Origin of the sequence: Blastococcus carthaginiensis, from assembly GCF_030731085.1 — a bacterium.
GTDB lineage: Bacteria > Actinomycetota > Actinomycetes > Mycobacteriales > Geodermatophilaceae > Blastococcus > Blastococcus carthaginiensis.
Genome location: NZ_JASNFN010000011.1, coordinates 103,239 through 119,830 on the forward strand (window position 1 = coordinate 103,239; position 16,592 = coordinate 119,830).

A 16,592-nucleotide genomic window follows, 5' to 3' on the forward strand; every position below is an offset into this window, starting at 1 on the left:
AAGCTTTACGTGCGCTCCCGGGTCCGGGGACGCATGTAAAGCTTCCTATGCCTGTGGGTCGAGGTCAGAGCGCGGGCAGCGCCTTGGGCAGCCAGGCGGGGCGGCGGGCCTCGTAGGCCTCGACGTCGGCGAGGTGCCGCTCGGTGAGGCCGACGTCGTCGAGCCCCTCCAGCAGCCGCCAGCGGGTGTAGTCGTCGGCGTCGAACGGCACCGTCGTGCTCTGACCGCCCCCCGGGGAGTAGGTGATCTGCTTGGCCTGCAGGTCGACGGTCACCTGCGTGGTGGGGTCGGCCTCGGCGGCGGCCCAGAGCGACTCCACCTCGGCCTGGGGCAGGACGACGGTGAGCAGCCCGGCCTTGGTCGAGTTGTTCTTGAAGATGTCGGCGAACCGCGAGCTGATGACCACGCGGAAGCCGCCGTCCAGCAGCGCCCAGACGGCGTGCTCGCGGGACGAACCGGTGCCGAAGTCGGGCCCGGCGACCAGGATCGAGGCATCCGCGAACTCCGGCTTGTTGAGCACGAAGTCCGGCTCGTTCGTGCGCCAGGCGACGAAGAGGCCGTCCTCGAACCCGGTGCGGGTGATCCGCTTGAGGTACTCGGCCGGGATGATCTGGTCGGTGTCGACGGCGCTGCGGCGCAGCGGCGCGATGGTGCCGGTGTGCGTGGTGAAGGCGTCCATGGCGTCAGGCTCCGATCAGGTCGGCGGGGGCGGTGAGGCGGCCGGTGAGCGCGGTGGCGGCGGCCACCGAGGGCGACACCAGGTGGGTGCGCCCGCCCTTGCCCTGGCGGCCCTGGAAGTTGCGGTTGCTGGTCGAGGCCGACCGCTCGCCGGGCTTCAGCTGGTCGGGGTTCATGCCCAGGCACATCGAGCACCCGGCGCCGCGCCACTCGGCGCCGGCCTCGACGAACACCTTGTCCAGGCCCTCGGCCTCGGCCTGGCTCTTGACGCCCACCGAGCCGGGGACGACGAGCATCCGGGTGCCCGGGTCGATCTTCCTGCCGCGCAGCATCTCGGCGGCGACGCGCAGGTCCTCGATCCGCCCGTTGGTGCAGGAGCCCAGGAAGACGGTGTCGACCTCGATCTCGGTGAGCGGCGTGCCCGGGGTCAGCCCCATGTAGGCCAGCGCCTGCTCGGCGGCACGGCGCTCTCCCTCGTCGGCCATCTCGGCGGGGTCGGGCACCCGCTCGCTGATCGGCAGCCCCTGCCCCGGGTTGGTTCCCCAGGTGACGAACGGCGTCAGGGACGACGCGTCCAGCACGACCTCGGCGTCGAAGACCGCGCCCTCGTCGGTGCGCAGCGTCGACCAGTGCTCCACCGCGGCGTCCCAGTCGGCGCCCTGCGGGGCGTGCGGCCGGCCCTGCAGGAAGTCGAAGGCGGTCTGATCGGGGGCGATCAGGCCGGCCTTGGCGCCGGCCTCGATCGACATGTTGCAGATCGTCATGCGGGCCTCCATCGACAGCGCCTCGATGGCGCTGCCGCGGTACTCGATGACGTGGCCGGCGGCACCGTTGGTGCCGATCTGGGCGATGACGGCCAGGATGATGTCCTTCGCCGAGACGCCGGGCGCCAACTCGCCGTCCACGGTGACCGACATCTGCCTGGGGCGGTACTGCGGCAGCGTCTGCGTGGCGAGCACGTGCTCGACCTCGCTGGTGCCGATGCCGAAGGCCAGCGCCCCGAACGCGCCGTGGGTGGAGGTGTGGCTGTCGCCGCACACGATGGTCATGCCGGGCTGGGTGAGCCCCAGCTGCGGGCCGATGACGTGCACGATGCCCTGGTCGCGGTCGCCCATGGGGGCCAGGCGGATGCCGAACTCGGCGGCGTTCCGGCGCAGCGCGTCGACCTGCGCCCGGCTGACCGGGTCGGCGATCGGCGACAGGATGTCCAGCGTGGGGACGTTGTGGTCCTCGGTGGCCATCGTGAGATCGGGGCGGCGCACCGTGCGCCCGGCCGTCCGGAGGCCGTCGAAGGCCTGCGGGCTCGTGACCTCGTGCACGAGGTGCAGGTCGATGTAGAGCAGGTCGGGCTCCCCCGACGTGCTGCGCACGACGTGGGCGTCGTAGACCTTCTCGGCCAGGGTCTTCGGCACGGGCTCGTCCCCTTCGGGTGACTGGTCGATCCCGAGTTGACTGTCTCACTCTTCGGGATGCGAGTATTGCTGTGTGGGACAGCCTAACCCGGTCGCGGTTCTGGACAAAGCGGTGTCGATCCTGCACGCCATCGCGCACGAGCCGGCGACCCTAGCCGAGCTCGTCGCGCGCACCGGCCTGCCCCGGGCGACGGCCCACCGGCTGGCCGTCGCGCTCGAGGGGCACCGCCTCGTCCGGCGCACCGACAGCGGCAGCTGGGCGCCGGGGCCGGCGCTCGCCGAGCTGGGGCGGGGCACCGCCGACATCGGCGAGATCGCCGCGCGCCACCTGGTCACGCTGCGCGACGCGACCGGCGAGAGCGCGCAGTTCTACGTGCGCGACGGCGCCACCCGCGTGTGCGTCTCCGCGGCGGAGCGCACCAGCGGCCTGCGGGACACCGTCCCGGTCGGCGCCCGGCTGCCGATGACGGCGGGGTCGGCGGCGCACGCCCTGCTGGCGTTCATGCCCGCCGACGAGGTGACCCGCCTGCTGCCGTCGGCGAGCTTCACGGCGCGCACGCTGCTCGACGTCCGGCGGCGCGGCTGGGCGCACAGCGTGGCCGAGCGCGAGGCCGGCGTCGCCTCGCTGTCGGCACCGGTCCGCGACGCCACCGGCACGGTGCTCGGCGCGGTGTCCATCTCCGGCCCGGTGGAGCGGCTCGGCCGCCGGCCGAGCCCCGAGGTCGTCGGCGTCGTGCTCGACGCCGCGGCGGCCATCTCCCGCGCGGCCCGCTGACCGTCGGGAACCGGCAGGCTGGTCGGGCAGCCCGCTCGCCCACCGGGGGGTGCGCTCAGCGCAGTCGCCGGGCCCCGGCGGACGGGACGGCGACGAAGGAGCGGGGGGCGGGGGCGCCCTCGCGGGCGAACCGGTCGGCGACGGCGGCGGTGACGGCGTCGACGGCATCGGCCTCGACGAGCGCGATCGCGCTGCCGCCGAAGCCGCCGCCCACCATGCGGACGCCGTGGGCGCCGGCGGCCACGGCGGCCTCCACGCAGGCGTCCAGCAGCGGCACCGAGACCTCGAAGTCGTCGCGCAGCGACGCGTGGCCCTCGGTGAGCAGCGGGCCGATCGACCGGGGGTCGGCGCCCGAGCGCAGCGCCCCCACCACCTGCAGCACCCGGGCGTCCTCGGTGACCACGTGCCGCGCCCGCCGGTGCAGCCGCTCGCCCTCGGGGGTGCCGTCGGCGAGGGCGTCGAGCGCGGCGACGTCGGGCACCTCGCGCAGCAGGCCGACCCCCAGCCGGGCGGCCGCCTCCTCGCACTCGCGGCGCCGGTCGCCGTAGCCGGAAGCGGCGTGGTGGTGCGTCGTGCCGCTGTCGAGCACGAGCAGCGCCAGACCGGCGGCGGCCAGGTCGAAGGGCACCTGCTCGCTGCTGCGGTCGCGGGTGTCGAGGAACAGCGCGTGCCCTTCCGTGCAGAGCACCGACGCCGACTGGTCGAGGATCCCGGTCGGGGCGCCGGCGAAGTCGTTCTCGGCGCGCCGCGCGACGTCCACCAGGTCGCCGGGGCCGAGGTGGAGGTCCAGGACGTCGCGCAGGGCCAGGGCGACGGCGCACTCCAGCGCGGCCGACGAGGACAGCCCGGCCCCGGCCGGCACGTCGCCGTCCACCAGGACGCTCAGCCCACCCGGTGCCGAGCCGGCCACCTGGTGCACGACCCCGGCCGCGTAGCCGGCCCAGCCCGAGGGGGTGCCCGGCTCCAGGTCGGCGACGGCGACGTCGGCGTCGTCGTCGGGGTGCTGCAGCGAGCGCAGGACCAGCCGGCCGTCGTCCCGCCGGCTGACGGCGGCGCGCGTCGTGTGCGGCAGCGCGACGGGCAGCACGTGGCCGCCGTTGTAGTCGGTGTGCTCACCGATGACGTTGACCCGCCCCGGCGCCGCCCAGACCCCCTCCGGGAGCCCGCCGAACCGCGCGGCGAAGGCCTCGGCGGCACGGTTCCCGGCCCGCTCCCCCGTCACCAGGTCACGGCCCGCAGCTGCTCGGCGACGTCCTCGGGATCGGTGTCGGTGATGAAGGCCCCCATGCCCGACTCGGAGCCGGCCAGGTACTTCAGCTTGCCCGGCGCCCGGCGCAGCGAGAACAGCTGCAGGTGCAACCACCACTCCTCGCGGCCCTCGTGCACGGGCGCCTGGTTCCAGGAGGCGATGTAGGGCATCGGGGTGTCGAAGCGGTGCGCGAAGCGGCCGAGGAGGTCCAGGTACACCTCGGCGAGGGCGTCCCGCTCGGCGTCGTCGAGCGCGGGGAGGTCGGGCACCTGGCGGGTGGGAAACAGCTGCACCTCGTAGGGCCAGCGCGCGGCCGCCGGCACGAACGCCGTCCAGTGCTCGTCGGCGGCGACCACCCGGGGGCCGCTCCGCTCGGCCGCGAGCACGTCGGCGAAGAGCCCGCGTCCGGTGGCGGCCCGGTGCCGCCGTGCCGAGGCGAGCACCCGCTCCACCCGGGGCGGCACGAACGGATAGGCGTAGACCTGGCCGTGGGGGTGGTCGAGGGTCACCCCGATCTCCTCGCCGTGGTTCTCGAAGCAGAAGACGTGCTCGACGCCCTCGAGCGCCGAGAGCTCGGCGGTTCGTTCGGCCCACACGTCGACGACCAGCCGCACCCGGTCCCGGTCGAGCTGGGCGAAGTCGCGGTCGTGCTCGCTGGTGAAGCAGACGACCTCGCAGCGGCCCAGCCCGGGCCGCCGCTCCGCGAGCGGGTTGCCGGGCGCCGCGGTCGGCACGCCCCGGTCGACGTCGGTGGCCAGCGACGCGAACCGGTTCTCGAGGACGACCACCTGGTAGTCGCTCTCGGGCACCTCGGTCGGCCGGCCGGGCCGGGAGGGGCACAGCGGGCACTGGTCGGCCGGCGGCAGGAAGGTCCGCGTCTGCCGGTGCGCGGCAACGACGACCCACTCGCCGAGCAGCGGGTCGAACCGCAGCTGCGAACGGGTGGCGACGGCGGGCAGGTCGCGGCCGTCCACGGCGTCGCGGGCCACGGCTCGTGCGTCGAAGTAGAGGATCTCCCGGCCGTCGGCCAGGGCACGCCTCGTCCGGAACACCGCGCGACCGCCTCCTCACCGCCTCACGGGCCTGAATGGCGGGCAGACGGTAAGCCCGCCCGTGATCACGCTGCCACCTGGAACGGCAGCAGCCCCCGCGAACGAGCTCGGGAACGGCGAGAGCCCCCGACCAGTGGTCGGGGGCTCTCGGTCGCGTAGCCCCGAAGGGATTCGAACCCTCGCTACCGCCGTGAGAGGGCGGCGTCCTGGGCCGCTAGACGACGGGGCCGTGCTGGGTGGTGCGAGAGGAACCAGGCTTCCTCGCTGGGGTACCAGGACTCGAACCTAGACTAACGGAACCAGAAACCGTCGGGCTGCCAATTACCCCATACCCCATGGGTGGCACCTCGCGGCGCCGGGAAGAACTGTACCCGACGTCCCGGGGGCGGGGCGCACCACCCCCCGGCCGGGGGGTCAGCGCGCCGGCACGGGTGCCGCTCCCGGCGGGACGCGCAGGTCCAGGGCGGGGGTGCGCAGCTCCGGCCGCGCCCGCCGCCGCCACCGGGCGACGAGCAGGACGAAGCCACCGAAGCCGGCCGCGGTGAGCGCCAGCGACACGGGCACGAGCCCGGCGGGCACCACGTTCGTGGCCACCGCGTCCCCCAGCAGTGCGACCAGCAGGAACAGCACCACGTTGTTGACCGCGTGCATCACCACGGCCGCCTCGATGCCCCCGGTCAGCCACACCACCCAGGAGGCGGCGAGGGCGAAGAGGAAGCGGTCGAGGAAGGTGGCGAGGTCCGGCGGCAGGTGCGCGAGGGAGAAGAGCGCACCGGTCACCACCGCGGCCACCACCGCGCCGGCACGCGGGGCGCGGATCCAGCCGGCGATCGCCTGGCTCAGGTAGCCGCGGAACAGGTACTCCTCCGCCGCCGACTGCAGCGGCGTGGTGAGCAGGACGACGGCCAGCAGCCAGCCCCACGAGCGGATCGGCCCGGTGACCTCCACCTCCCCCGCGGTGACGCCCACGAGCACCGACAGCCCGATGACGACGCCGATCGAAAGCAGCGCCAGCACGGTCAGCCGGGGCAGCAGCCGCCACCGGAACCGGGCGAGCACCGACGACGACCAGCCCGGCCGCATGCCGTGCGCCACCGCCCAGGCCAGCCACACGACCGGGATGCCCACGACCAGCGTCGCGTTGGTGACCAGCAGCGTGCCGGGGTCGGTGAGCTCGATCAGCGCCAGGTCGGGGCTGATCCCGGTGAGGATGCCCAGGACGCCGAGCAGCGCACCGGCCACGAGGAAGACCACCCCGAGCAGGAGCAGCCCCAGCAGGGGCCGCCACCAGGCCCAGTCGCGGGCGCGCATGGCGTGCAGGAACGACGTCGGCTCGTCGTGCGGCGGTGTGCCCGGCGGCAGCGCCCACCCGGCCGGCGGCGCCGGTGGGATCGGCGCCGGTGCGTAGGGCCCCGGTGGGAACGGCGCCGGTGCGTAGTGCCAGGGCGCCGGCGCGTAGGGCCCCGGTGCCTGCGGCCACGGCGGCACCGGGAAGCCCCCCGGCGCCGGCCGCAGCGTGGGCGGCGGTCCGGCGTAGGGCTCCTCGGCCGGACCCCCGCCGGCCGCCGGGTGGCTCATCCCGCCGACGCCACCGTGCGGGCCGCGGCCAGCCGGGCGAGCGTCCGCTCCCGGCCCAGCAGCTCCATCGACTCGTACAGCGGCGGGGACACCGTGCGCCCGCTGACGGCGACGCGGACCGGCCCGAACGCCTGGCGCGGCTTGCGCCCGAGACCCTCGACGAGCGCCTCCTTCAGCGCCTGCTCGATGGCCGGCGTGGCCCACTCCGGCAGCTCGCCCAGCGCCGCCGTCGCCGCGTCCAGCACCTCGACGGCGGCGTCGCCGGCCAGTTGCTTCTCGGCGGCGGCCGGGTCGATCTCCACCTCGTCGACGAACAGGAAGCCCAGCAGCCCGACGGCCTCGGAGAGCACCACCATGCGCTCCTGCGCCAGCGGCGCGATCGCCCGCAGCACCGCGTCCTGCTCGGCGGTGGGCGGCTCGCCGACGAGCCCGGCGGCGGCCAGGTGCGGCACCACCCGGGCGGTGAACTCCTCGACCGGCAGCGCCCGCAGGTGGGTGGCGTTGATCGCCTCGGCCTTCTTCAGGTCGAAGCGGGCCGGGTTGGCGCTCACCCGCGTGACGTCGAACGCCTCGACCAGCTCCGCCGTCGAGAAGATGTCGCGGTCCTCGGCGATCGACCAGCCCAGCAGCGCGAGGTAGTTCACCAGCCCCTCGGGCAGGAAGCCGCGCTCGCGGTAGACGTCGAGGTTCGACGTGGGGTCGCGCTTGGACAGCTTCTTGGTGCCCTCGCCCGTCACCAGGGGCAGGTGGCCGAAGCGCGGGGTGGCCTGCGCCACGCCGATGTCGGTGAGCGCCGCGTACAGCGCCAGCTGCCGCGGGGTCGAGGGCAGCAGGTCCTCGCCGCGGAGCACGTCGGTGATGCCCATGAGGGCGTCGTCGACCGGGTTCACGAAGGGGTACAGCGGAGCGCCGTTGCCGCGCACCAGCACGAAGTCCGGCACCGCGCCGGCGGCGAATCGCACCTCGCCGCGCACCAGGTCGGGCCAGGTGAGGTCCTCGTCGGGCATGCGCAGCCGCAGCACCGGCTGGCGGCCCTCGTCCCGGAAGGCCGCCTTCTGCGCGTCGGTGAGGAACCGGTCGTGGTTGTCGTAGCCGAGCTTGGGATCCTGGCCGGCCGCCCGCCGCCGGGCGTCGACCTCCTCGTTGGTCGAGAAGGACTCGTAGGCGTGCCCGGACTCGAGCAGCTTCGCGGCCACCTCCCGGTACACCTCGGACCGCTCCGACTGCCGGTACGGGCCGTTCGGGCCGCCGACCTCGGGGCCCTCGTCCCAGTCCAGGCCCAGCCAGCGCAGGCTGTCCAGCAGGTGCCGGTAGGACTCCTCCGAGTCGCGGGCGGCGTCGGTGTCCTCGATGCGGAAGACGAAGGTGCCGCCGTGGTGGCGGGCGTGCGCCCAGTTGAACAGGGCGGTGCGGATCAGCCCGACGTGGACCAGCCCGGTCGGCGACGGGCAGAAGCGGGTGCGGACGGTCACCGGGCGCCACCGGCGGTCGAGACGGCGTCGGCCGCCGTCACCGTGTTGGTCAGCGTGCCCAGCCCCTGCACCGAGCAGGAGACGGTCTGGCCGGGGCGGATCGGGCCGACGCCCGACGGGGTGCCGGTGAGCACGACGTCGCCGGGCAGCAGGGTCATCACCTGCGAGATGTAGGAGATCAACGTGGGGATGCCGAAGAGCAGCTGGCTGGTGCGGCCGGTCTGGCGGCGCTCGCCGTCGACGTCGCAGGTGACCTCCAGGTCGGCCGGGTCCAGGCCGATGCCGGTCAGGTCGGTCTCGATCCACGGCCCGAGGGGGCAGAAGGAGTCGAAGCCCTTGGCGCGGGTCCACTGCCCGTCGCCCTTCTGCATGTCCCGCTCGGTGACGTCGTTGGCGATGGTCCAGCCGAAGACGCTGCCCAGCGCCTGCTCGGGGGTGACGTTGCGGGCCCCGCGGGCGCCGATCACCACGGCGAGCTCCACTTCGTGGTGCACGTTGGTGCTGCCCGGCGGGATGCGGATCGCGTCACCGGGGCCGATGACCGACGTCGAGGGCTTGAGGAACAGCAGCGGCTCCCCCGGCGCGTCACCGGTGCCCATCTCCTTCACGTGCTCGGCGTAGTTCTTGCCGACGCACACCACCTTGCTCGGCAGGATCGGCGAGAGCAGCCGGATGTCGGCCTGGGCGAACCGGGCGCCGGTGAAGGAGACCTGGCCGAAGGGGTGGCCCTCGATCTGGGCCACCTGGCCGTCTCCGTCGAGGACGCCGAAGGACATGCCCTGAGGACTGGCGAAACGGACGATGCGCACGAGCCGAGGTTAGTCGCGCCGTTTCCTGCCTACCGTGCACCCATGGCCTGCCGGTTCAGCGAACTCGTCGTCGACAGCCGGGATCCCGAGTCCCTCGCCGCCTTCTGGGCGGCGGTGCTCGACTACCGGGTCGTGGGGCGGGAGGACGACGGCGCCGTCGAGATCGGCGCGGACGCCGGCTTCGGCGGGCCCGCGCCCACGCTGATCTTCGTGCCGGTCACCGACCCGACGCCGGGGAAGGTGCGCCTGCACATCGACGTCAGCCCGACCGACCGCGACCAGGATGCCGAGCTGCAGCGGCTGCTCGACCTCGGCGCGACGCCGGCCGACGTCGGCCAGCCCGCGGATGCGACCTGGCACGTCCTCGCCGATCCCGAGGGCAACGAGTTCTGCCTGCTGAGGGCCCGGCTGGACCCCGTCTGACGGGGCAGCCGCGGGCGCACGGGATGTCCTGCGGGCAGTACCTCTCTGCCCCGCCGACGTGGGCAGAGAGCGACCGCCCCAGCAGGCGGTCGCCGGGGACGGCAACTGGCCGCGGTCTCACGTCGAGTGGGGTCCGGAGGGTCCCGGGCGGCCGTGACGGCACGGCTCCGCGCAGCAGGGGGACGGCACGTGGCCGCGGTGTCATGGCGAGTGGGGCACGACTCCGCGCAGCGAGGAGACGGCACGTGGCCGCGGTGTCACGGCGAGTGGGGCCCGGAGGGTCCCGGGCAGCCGGGACGGCACGGCTCCGCGCAGCAGGGGGACGGCACGTGGCCGCGGTGTCATGGCGAGTGGGGCACGACTCCGCGCAGCGAGGAGACGGCACGTGGCCGCGGTGTCACGGCGAGTGGGGTCCGGAGGGTCCCGGGCAGCCGTGACGGCACGGCTCCGCGCGTCAGGGGGACGGCACGTGGCCGCGGTGTCGGCCGGAGGCCGACAATGTCACCGTGATCCTGATCGTCGTGAAGTTCCCCGTCCGTCCCGAGCGCGCCGACGAGTGGACCGGGCTGGCCGCCGACTACGCCCGTGCGGTCAACGCCGAGGAGGGTTCGCTGTTCTTCGAGTGGTCGCGGAGCCTCGAGGAGCCGCACACCTTCGTCTGCGTCGAGGGCTTCCGGGACGCCGACGCGGGTGCCGCCCACGTCGCCACGGACGCCTTCGCGCGCTTCGTCGAGCAGGCCCCCGACCTGGTCTCCGCGCAGCCGCAGATCATCTACGTGGACGCCCCCGACGTCACCGGCTGGGGCCCGATGGGCGAGATCCAGCCGCGCTGACCGGGTGAAACCCTTCCTGCTGCTGTCCTCCCGCCCCGAGGACGAGGCCGCGGACGAGGAGCACGCCTCCTTCCTGCGCTGCACCGCCCTGCCCGCCGCGCGGCTGCACCGCATCCGGCTGGAGGCCGGGCCGCTGCCGGCGCTCGACCTCGACGACTACGCCGGCGTCTTCCTCGGCGGCGGCCCGTTCAACTCCTCCGACGCGGAGAAGTCCGCCGTCCAGGTGCGGGTCGAGCGCGACGTCGGCCGCCTGCTCGACGAGATCGTCGACCGGGACCTGCCCTTCTTCGGCGCCTGCTACGGGATCGGCACCCTCGGCACCCACCAGGGCGGCGTCGTCGACCCCACGTACGCCGAACCGGTGTCGGCCGTGCAGGTGACCCTCACCCCGCAGGGCCGGGAGGACCCCCTGCTGGCCGGGGTGCCCGACCGCTTCTCCGCCTTCGTCGGCCACAAGGAGGCGTGCCGCGTGCTGCCGCCCACCGCGCTGCTGCTGGCCTCGTCGGCGACCTGCCCGGTGCAGATGTTCAAGGTGAAGCGCAACGTGTACGCCACCCAGTTCCACCCCGAGCTCGACGTCGCCGCGATCGTCGCCCGGGTGCGCATCTACCAGCACGCCGGTTACTTCGCGCCGTCCGAGGTGGAGGCCGTCGTCCAGCGGCTGACCCCCGCGGTGGTGACCGCGCCCGGCCGGCTGCTGGCGAACTTCGTCGCCCGCTACGGCTGAGGCCGGCGCAGCACCGCGTAGGTGAGCGCGTCGACGAGCGCGTGCCACGACGCCTCGACGATGTTCGCGTGGACGCCGACCGTGGTCCACTCCCCCACCCCGTCGGTGGTGTCGATGAGCACGCGGGTGGTCGCGCTGGTGCCGCCCTTCCAGCCGAGGATGCGGACCTTGTAGTCCGCCAGGGAGACGTCGGCCAGCTGCGGGTAGCGATGCACCAGCGCCTGGCGCAGCGCGTTGTCCAGGGCGTTCACCGGGCCGTTGCCCTCGCCGGTGCTGATGATCCGCTCACCGTCGACGTGCACCTTGACCGTCGCCTCGCTGACGACGACGCCGTTGCCCCAGTGCTCGACGGAGGTCCGGTAGCTCTCCAGCTCGAACAGGGGTGGCGGCGCCTCCGGCAGCTGCGCGCGCAGCAGCAGCTCGAAGGAGGCGTCGGCGGCCTCGAAGGACCAGCCGTCGGCCTCCAGCACCTTCACCTGGTCGACCACCCGGCCGATCGCGTCGGTCTGGCCGGTGAGGTCCACGCCCAGCTCGCGCCCCTTCAGCTCGACCGAGGCCCGCCCGGCCATCTCGGTGACGAGGATGCGCATGTCGTTGCCGACGACCGCTGGCTCCAGGTGGTTGTAGAGCTCCGGGCTGACCTTGATCGCACTGGCGTGCAGGCCGGCCTTGTGCGCGAACGCCGAGGCGCCCACGTAGGGCTGGTGGTCGTCGGGGGCGATGTTGGCGAGCTCGGCGATCGCGTGGCTGACCCGCTGCAGCTCCGGGAGGCACTCGGCGGGAACCGCGGGGACGCCCATCTTGGTGACCAGGTTGGCGATCAGCGCGAACGTGTCGGCGTTGCCGGCCCGCTCCCCGTAGCCGTTCGCCGTCCCCTGCACGTGGGTGACGCCCGCCTCGACCGCGGCCAGGGTGTTGGCGACGGCGCACCCGGTGTCGTCCTGGCAGTGGATGCCCAGCTTCCCGTCCACGCGGGACGACACGTCGGCGACCACCCGACCCACGCCCATGGGCAGCATGCCGCCGTTGGTGTCGCACAGGACGCCGACCTCCGCCCCGGCCTCGAACGCCGCCTGCAGCACGCGCACACCGTAGTCGCGGTCGGTCGCGTAACCGTCGAAGAAGTGCTCGCAGTCGAGGAACACCCGGCGGCCGTGCGACACGAGGAAGGCGACCGTGTCGGCCACCATCGCCAGGTTCTCCTCCAGCGTCGTGCGCAGGGCCTCGCGGACGTGCCGGACGTCGGACTTCGCGACCAGGCAGACCACCGGCGTCCCGGCGTCCAGCAGCGCGCGCACCTGCAGGTCGTCCTCCACGGCGACGCCGGCCTTGCGGGTCGCGCCGAACGCCACGAGCTGCGCGTGCTTGAGCTGCAGCTCGGTGCGCGCACGGGCGAAGAACTCGGTGTCCTTCGGCAGAGCCCCGGGCCACCCGCCCTCGATGAAGCCGACCCCGATCTCGTCCAGCAGCCGGGCGACCGCGAGCTTGTCCGCGACCGAGTAGCTGATGCCCTCGCGCTGGGCGCCGTCGCGCAGCGTGGTGTCGAAGACGTGGAAGTCGGTGCTGGTCATGAGGTCTCCCGGGGCGGTGGTATCGGCCCGAACACGAAAAAGACCCCCCGGGTACGGGAGGTCTGCGCGCAGTCGGGGAGGTGACTGCGCGCTAGGCGATGATGATCGTGCCGGTGGGGTGCATCGCGGTCAGTCAATCACAACTGGAACGGCCCCGACCATGATCGCCGTCCTCACCGCGGGTCCGCCCGCCGCGGGCGGCCCCCCCCCGCCGGCGCCCGGGCGCAGAGGGCGGCCCCCGGGGGGCCTGAACCCGGCCGCTCCTCAGCCGCCGGCGAGCGCCGCGAGGCGGTCGCCCACCTCGGCCGTGCGGATCGTCGCCCGCGGGTCCCGCGTGGACAGGTCGAAGGCGACCGCCGCGTCGACCTTGCGCGCCTGCTCGCTGCGGCCCAGGTGCTCGAGCAGCAACCCGACCGACAGCACGGTGGCGGTCGGGTCGGCGATGCCCTGGCCGGCGATGTCGGGAGCCGAGCCGTGCACCGGCTCGAACATGCTCGGGTTGGTGCCCGAGGCGTCCAGGTTGCCGCTGGCCGCCAGCCCGATGCCACCGGTCACCGCGGCGGCGACATCGGTGACGATGTCGCCGAAGAGGTTGTCGGTGACGATGACGTCGTAGCGGCACGGGTCGGTGATGAAGAACATCGAGGCGGCGTCGACGTGCTGGTAGGCGACGCTGACCTCCGGGAACTCGACCGACACCTCCTCCACGACCCGCGACCAGAGACCCCCGGCGTGGGTGAGCACGTTGGTCTTGTGGATCAGGGTCAGGTGCTTGCGCGGACGGGTGACGGCCCGCTCGAACGCGTACCGGACCACGCGCTCCACGCCGAAGGCGGTGTTGAGGCTGACCTCGGTGGCGACCTCCTGCGGGGTGTCCTTGCGCAGCACCCCGCCGTTGCCGACGTAAGGCCCCTCGGTGCCCTCGCGGACGCACAGCATGTCGATCGGCCCGGCGTCGGCCAGCGGGCTGCGGACGCCGTCGAACAGCTTCGCGGGGCGCAGGTTGACGTGGTGGTCGAGCTCGAAGCGCAGCCGCAGCAGCAGCCCGCGCTCGAGGATGCCCGGCGGGACGCTGGGGTCGCCGATGGCGCCGAGCAGGATGGCGTCGTGCTGGCGGAGTTCGTCGAGCACCGTGTCCGGCAGCAGCTCACCGGTGCGCTGCCAGCGCGCGGCGCCCAGGTCGTAGGGCGTCGTCTCCAGGTCGGGAGCGACCGCGCGGAGGACCTTGAGGCCCTCCGCCACGACCTCGGAACCGATGCCGTCTCCGGGGATCACTGCCAGGCGCATGGGAAGGGACACTAGGTCAGACGGTGGCCGGGTCTGCGGGCCGGGCTGCCGACGCTCCGGTGGAAACGCTCGCCGGCCCCGTCGTCCCGGCCATCCCGGCCGACCGCGGCGGTCCTTGCCCCCGCTCGGGGGCACCGCCATCCTGACCGTGACGCCGGCGCAGGCCGGCCCCGACGGAGGAGAACAGTGAGCCAGTCCGACGACCAGCGTCGTTCCGAGTCCCAGCCGTACGGCGCCGGGAGCGGGCAGGAGCACGGCCAGCCCTCCTACGAGCAGCAGCAGTACGGTCAGCCGCAGCACGGGCAGCAGGGGTATGGCCAGTACGGCCAACCGCAGTACGGACAGCCGCAGTACGGGCAACCCCAGTACGGGCAGCCGCAGGGCTACGGGCAGCAGTACGGAGCACCGTCCCCCTACGGCCAGCAGCCCCAGCCCTACGGCGGGTACGGCGACCCCGGCGTGCCCGCGAAGCCGGGCGGGGTGATCACGGCGGCCGTGCTCGGCTTCGTCTACGGCGCGATCGGGCTGCTGGTCACCTTCTTCCTCCTGATCATCGGCGCCGCCGCCAGCGGCGCCGGCGGCGGTCTGGACGAGGAGATCCCCGGCTTCGGCGCGGTCACCGGTGCCGTCGGGGGCGCGCTCCTCGGCTTCGGCGTGCTCGCCCTGGCGTGGACGGTCGTGATGGTCTGGGGTGCGGTGTGGGCCCTGACCGGCCGCAGCCGGGTGCTGCTGCTCGTCGGCGGCTCGATCGCCCTCACCTTCACCACCATCGGGCTCCTCGGCAGCGTGGTCGACGGCACCGCCGGGGACGTCGTGGTGAACCTGCTCTTCTTCCTGGCGGCGCTCGCGATCGTCGTCCTGCTGTCGCTCAAGCCGGCCGCCCAGTTCTTCGCCGCCCACCGCTACCGCCGCACCGGTCGCTGAACCGGGTGGTTCCGGCCGGAGAAACTCCGGCCGGTGCTGCCCCGGCCCGACGCCGGTGTGACCATTCCTACGACCCGTTCCCCGTCGGTCACGACGAGGACCCCGAGCAGGAGGAAACCGCGATGTCCAGCTCCACCGGTCCCGATCCCGACCACCCGCAGGGCAGCTCACCGCAGGGGCAGCCGGACTGGGGGCCGCCGCCCGGCCAGCAGCCGGCCCCGGGGTACGGCCAGCAGAACCCCCAGCAGTACGGGCAGGGCTACGGCCAGCAGCCCGGCGGCTACCCCGACGCCCCGGCCGGCTACGGGCAGGCGCCCGGCGGGCAGCGCCCGAGTCAGGTCACCGCGGCGGCGATCATCGGGGTGGTGATCGGCGGCCTGGGCACGCTGGGCGGGCTCCTCACCCTCTTCGCCATCGGTGCGGTCTTCGAGATCGACGCGCTGCTGGGCATCCTGGCGCTGCTGTCGTTCGCGGCGGCCGTCGTCCTGCTCATCGGCGGCATCCAGGTGCTGCGGGGGCAGGAGCCGCGGCTGCTGCTGCTGGGCAGCTACGCGTCGATCGGGCTGCAACTGCTGTACCTGCTCTGGGGCCTCGTCCAGGACGAGGGGTTCGTCTTCACCGGCCTGCTGGGCTTCGTGCTGCCGATCCTGGTCGTGGTGCTGCTCCGCACCGAGCAGTCCCGGCGGTACTTCGCCTCGCGCGGTCAGTCCGTCTGACCTCCCGCCGGACGCACGACGGCCCCCGCTGCCTCGGGCAGCGGGGGCCGTCGTCCATCAGTTGCGGGCGGCGGTGCCGGTGTAGTCGTCGGACGCCGACACCCAGCTCATGAGCCCGCGCAGCTTGCGCCCGGTCTCCTCGATCGGGTGCGCCTCGGCGGCGGCCCGCTTGGCCGTGAAGTCCGGCGCCCCGGCGTCCTGGTCGGCGATGAAGGCCGCGGCCCACGAGCCGTCCTTGATCGCGTCGAGGACCTCCTTCATCGACTCCTTGACGCGGGCGTCGATGACCTTCGGGCCGGAGGTGTAGTCGCCGTACTCGGCGGTGTCGGACACCGACCAGCGCTGCTTGGCGATGCCGCCCTCGTACATGAGGTCGACGATCAGCTTCAGCTCGTGCAGGCACTCGAAGTAGGCGACCTCGGGCTGGTATCCGGCCTCGGTGAGGGTCTCGAACCCGGCGGTGATCAGCGCGCTCGCGCCACCGCAGAGCACGGCCTGCTCGCCGAAGAGGTCGGTCTCGGTCTCCTCGGCGAAGGTCGTCCGGATGACGCCGGCGCGGGTGCCGCCGATGCCCTTCGCGTAGGAGAGCGCGAGCGGGAGCGCGCTGCCGCCGGCGTCCTGCTCGACGGCGACGAGGCAGGGCACGCCCTTGCCGTTCTCGAACTCCCGGCGCACCAGGTGGCCGGGGCCCTTCGGGGCGACCATCGCGACGTCGACGCCGGCCGGGGGCTTGATGTAGCCGAAGCGGATGTTGAAGCCGTGGCCGAAGAACAGCGCGTCGCCGTCCTGCAGGTTGGGCTCGACCGACTCGGTGTACAGATGCCGCTGCACGTGGTCCGGGGCCAGGATCATGATCAGGTCGGCCTCGGCGGCCGCCTCGGCCGGCGTGACCACCCGCAGGCCCTCGGCCTCGGCCTTGGCCCGGCTCTTGCTGCCCTCGGGCAGGCCGACGCGGACGTCGACGCCGGAGTCGCGCAGCGACAGCGCGTGGGCGTGGCCCTGGCTGCCGTAGCCCAGGACGGCGACGGTCCGCCCCTGGATGATCGAGAGGTCGGCGTCGTCGTCGTAGAAGATCTCGGCGGCCAT

16 protein-coding genes and 2 tRNA genes are annotated in these 16,592 nt (G+C 73.7%); 6 read left to right on the top strand and 12 right to left on the bottom strand.

What is annotated here, in order from left to right; translation table 11 throughout:
* Positions 1-64 precede the first annotated feature (64 nt).
* Both leuD and leuC read right to left on the bottom strand, forming a co-directional pair.
* Complete coding sequence (leuD, locus tag QOZ88_RS11100; RefSeq protein ID WP_305999830.1) at positions 65-679, bottom strand: 3-isopropylmalate dehydratase small subunit; 615 nt, start codon at positions 677-679, stop codon at positions 65-67.
* 4 nt (positions 680-683) lie between these two features.
* Positions 684-2,090, bottom strand: a complete 1,407-nt coding sequence (gene leuC / locus QOZ88_RS11105; protein ID WP_305999831.1) for a 3-isopropylmalate dehydratase large subunit — start codon at positions 2,088-2,090, stop codon at positions 684-686.
* A 112-nt stretch (positions 2,091-2,202) separates the two neighbouring features.
* Here leuC and QOZ88_RS11110 point away from each other — a divergent pair, with 112 nt between their 5' ends.
* Positions 2,203-2,865, top strand: coding sequence for an IclR family transcriptional regulator (locus QOZ88_RS11110; RefSeq protein ID WP_305999832.1), 663 nt, complete (start codon positions 2,203-2,205; stop codon positions 2,863-2,865).
* A 55-nt stretch (positions 2,866-2,920) separates the two neighbouring features.
* Here the strand turns inward: QOZ88_RS11110 and galK are convergent, their stop codons facing one another.
* From galK to QOZ88_RS11145, 7 genes are all read right to left on the bottom strand, one after another.
* Entirely contained in the window at positions 2,921-4,087 is a 1,167-nt protein-coding gene (gene galK, locus QOZ88_RS11115) for a galactokinase (RefSeq protein ID WP_305999833.1), read from the bottom strand.
* Positions 4,084-5,166 carry a galactose-1-phosphate uridylyltransferase gene (galT, locus tag QOZ88_RS11120; protein WP_305999834.1) on the bottom strand — a complete coding sequence of 361 codons (1,083 nt, stop codon included), beginning with the start codon at positions 5,164-5,166 and terminating at the stop codon, positions 4,084-4,086. Before galT ends, galK begins: the two co-directional genes overlap by 4 nt.
* A 156-nt stretch (positions 5,167-5,322) precedes the next feature.
* Positions 5,323-5,395, bottom strand: a tRNA-Glu gene (locus QOZ88_RS11125).
* Between the two features lie 35 nt (positions 5,396-5,430).
* Positions 5,431-5,502: transfer RNA gene (locus QOZ88_RS11130), tRNA-Gln, on the bottom strand.
* A 78-nt stretch (positions 5,503-5,580) separates the two neighbouring features.
* Complete coding sequence (locus QOZ88_RS11135; RefSeq protein WP_305999835.1) at positions 5,581-6,744, bottom strand: CPBP family intramembrane glutamic endopeptidase; 1,164 nt, start codon at positions 6,742-6,744, stop codon at positions 5,581-5,583.
* Positions 6,741-8,216: a glutamate--tRNA ligase gene (gene gltX / locus QOZ88_RS11140; protein WP_305999836.1), complete on the bottom strand. Its 1,476-nt coding sequence runs from the start codon at positions 8,214-8,216 to the stop codon at positions 6,741-6,743. The genes QOZ88_RS11135 and gltX overlap by 4 nt, the downstream gene beginning before the upstream one ends.
* On the bottom strand, positions 8,213-9,025 hold the full coding sequence (locus QOZ88_RS11145; RefSeq protein ID WP_305999837.1) for a fumarylacetoacetate hydrolase family protein: 813 nt from the start codon (positions 9,023-9,025) through the stop codon (positions 8,213-8,215). Before QOZ88_RS11145 ends, gltX begins: the two co-directional genes overlap by 4 nt.
* 42 nt (positions 9,026-9,067) lie before the next feature.
* Between QOZ88_RS11145 and QOZ88_RS11150 the strand changes: the two genes are divergently transcribed.
* The 3 genes from QOZ88_RS11150 (at position 9,068) to QOZ88_RS11160 (ending at position 11,008) form a co-directional block, all read left to right on the top strand.
* On the top strand, positions 9,068-9,448 hold the full coding sequence (locus QOZ88_RS11150) for a VOC family protein (protein WP_305999838.1): 381 nt from the start codon (positions 9,068-9,070) through the stop codon (positions 9,446-9,448).
* A gap of 506 nt (positions 9,449-9,954) precedes the next feature.
* Complete coding sequence (locus QOZ88_RS11155; RefSeq protein WP_305999839.1) at positions 9,955-10,281, top strand: putative quinol monooxygenase; 327 nt, start codon at positions 9,955-9,957, stop codon at positions 10,279-10,281.
* Between the two features lie 4 nt (positions 10,282-10,285).
* Positions 10,286-11,008 carry a glutamine amidotransferase gene (locus QOZ88_RS11160; protein WP_305999840.1) on the top strand — a complete coding sequence of 241 codons (723 nt, stop codon included), beginning with the start codon at positions 10,286-10,288 and terminating at the stop codon, positions 11,006-11,008.
* On the opposite strand, the gene cimA is transcribed toward QOZ88_RS11160, so the two are convergent.
* Both cimA and QOZ88_RS11170 read right to left on the bottom strand, forming a co-directional pair.
* Positions 10,999-12,579, bottom strand: coding sequence for a citramalate synthase (cimA, locus tag QOZ88_RS11165; RefSeq protein ID WP_305999841.1), 1,581 nt, complete (start codon positions 12,577-12,579; stop codon positions 10,999-11,001). The two genes, QOZ88_RS11160 and cimA, sit on opposite strands and share 10 nt — an antisense overlap.
* 264 nt (positions 12,580-12,843) lie before the next feature.
* Positions 12,844-13,866 (bottom strand): 3-isopropylmalate dehydrogenase, encoded by a 1,023-nt coding sequence (locus QOZ88_RS11170; RefSeq protein WP_305999842.1) that lies wholly within the window; start codon positions 13,864-13,866, stop codon positions 12,844-12,846.
* A gap of 186 nt (positions 13,867-14,052) precedes the next feature.
* Between QOZ88_RS11170 and QOZ88_RS11175 the strand changes: the two genes are divergently transcribed.
* Both QOZ88_RS11175 and QOZ88_RS11180 read left to right on the top strand, forming a co-directional pair.
* Positions 14,053-14,790 (top strand): hypothetical protein, encoded by a 738-nt coding sequence (locus QOZ88_RS11175; protein WP_305999843.1) that lies wholly within the window; start codon positions 14,053-14,055, stop codon positions 14,788-14,790.
* Positions 14,791-14,912: 122 nt separating this feature from the next.
* Positions 14,913-15,506 carry a hypothetical protein gene (locus tag QOZ88_RS11180; protein ID WP_305999844.1) on the top strand — a complete coding sequence of 198 codons (594 nt, stop codon included), beginning with the start codon at positions 14,913-14,915 and terminating at the stop codon, positions 15,504-15,506.
* A gap of 57 nt (positions 15,507-15,563) precedes the next feature.
* Here QOZ88_RS11180 and ilvC read toward each other — a convergent pair whose 3' ends face one another.
* Entirely contained in the window at positions 15,564-16,592 is a 1,029-nt protein-coding gene (gene ilvC, locus QOZ88_RS11185) for a ketol-acid reductoisomerase (RefSeq protein WP_305999845.1), read from the bottom strand.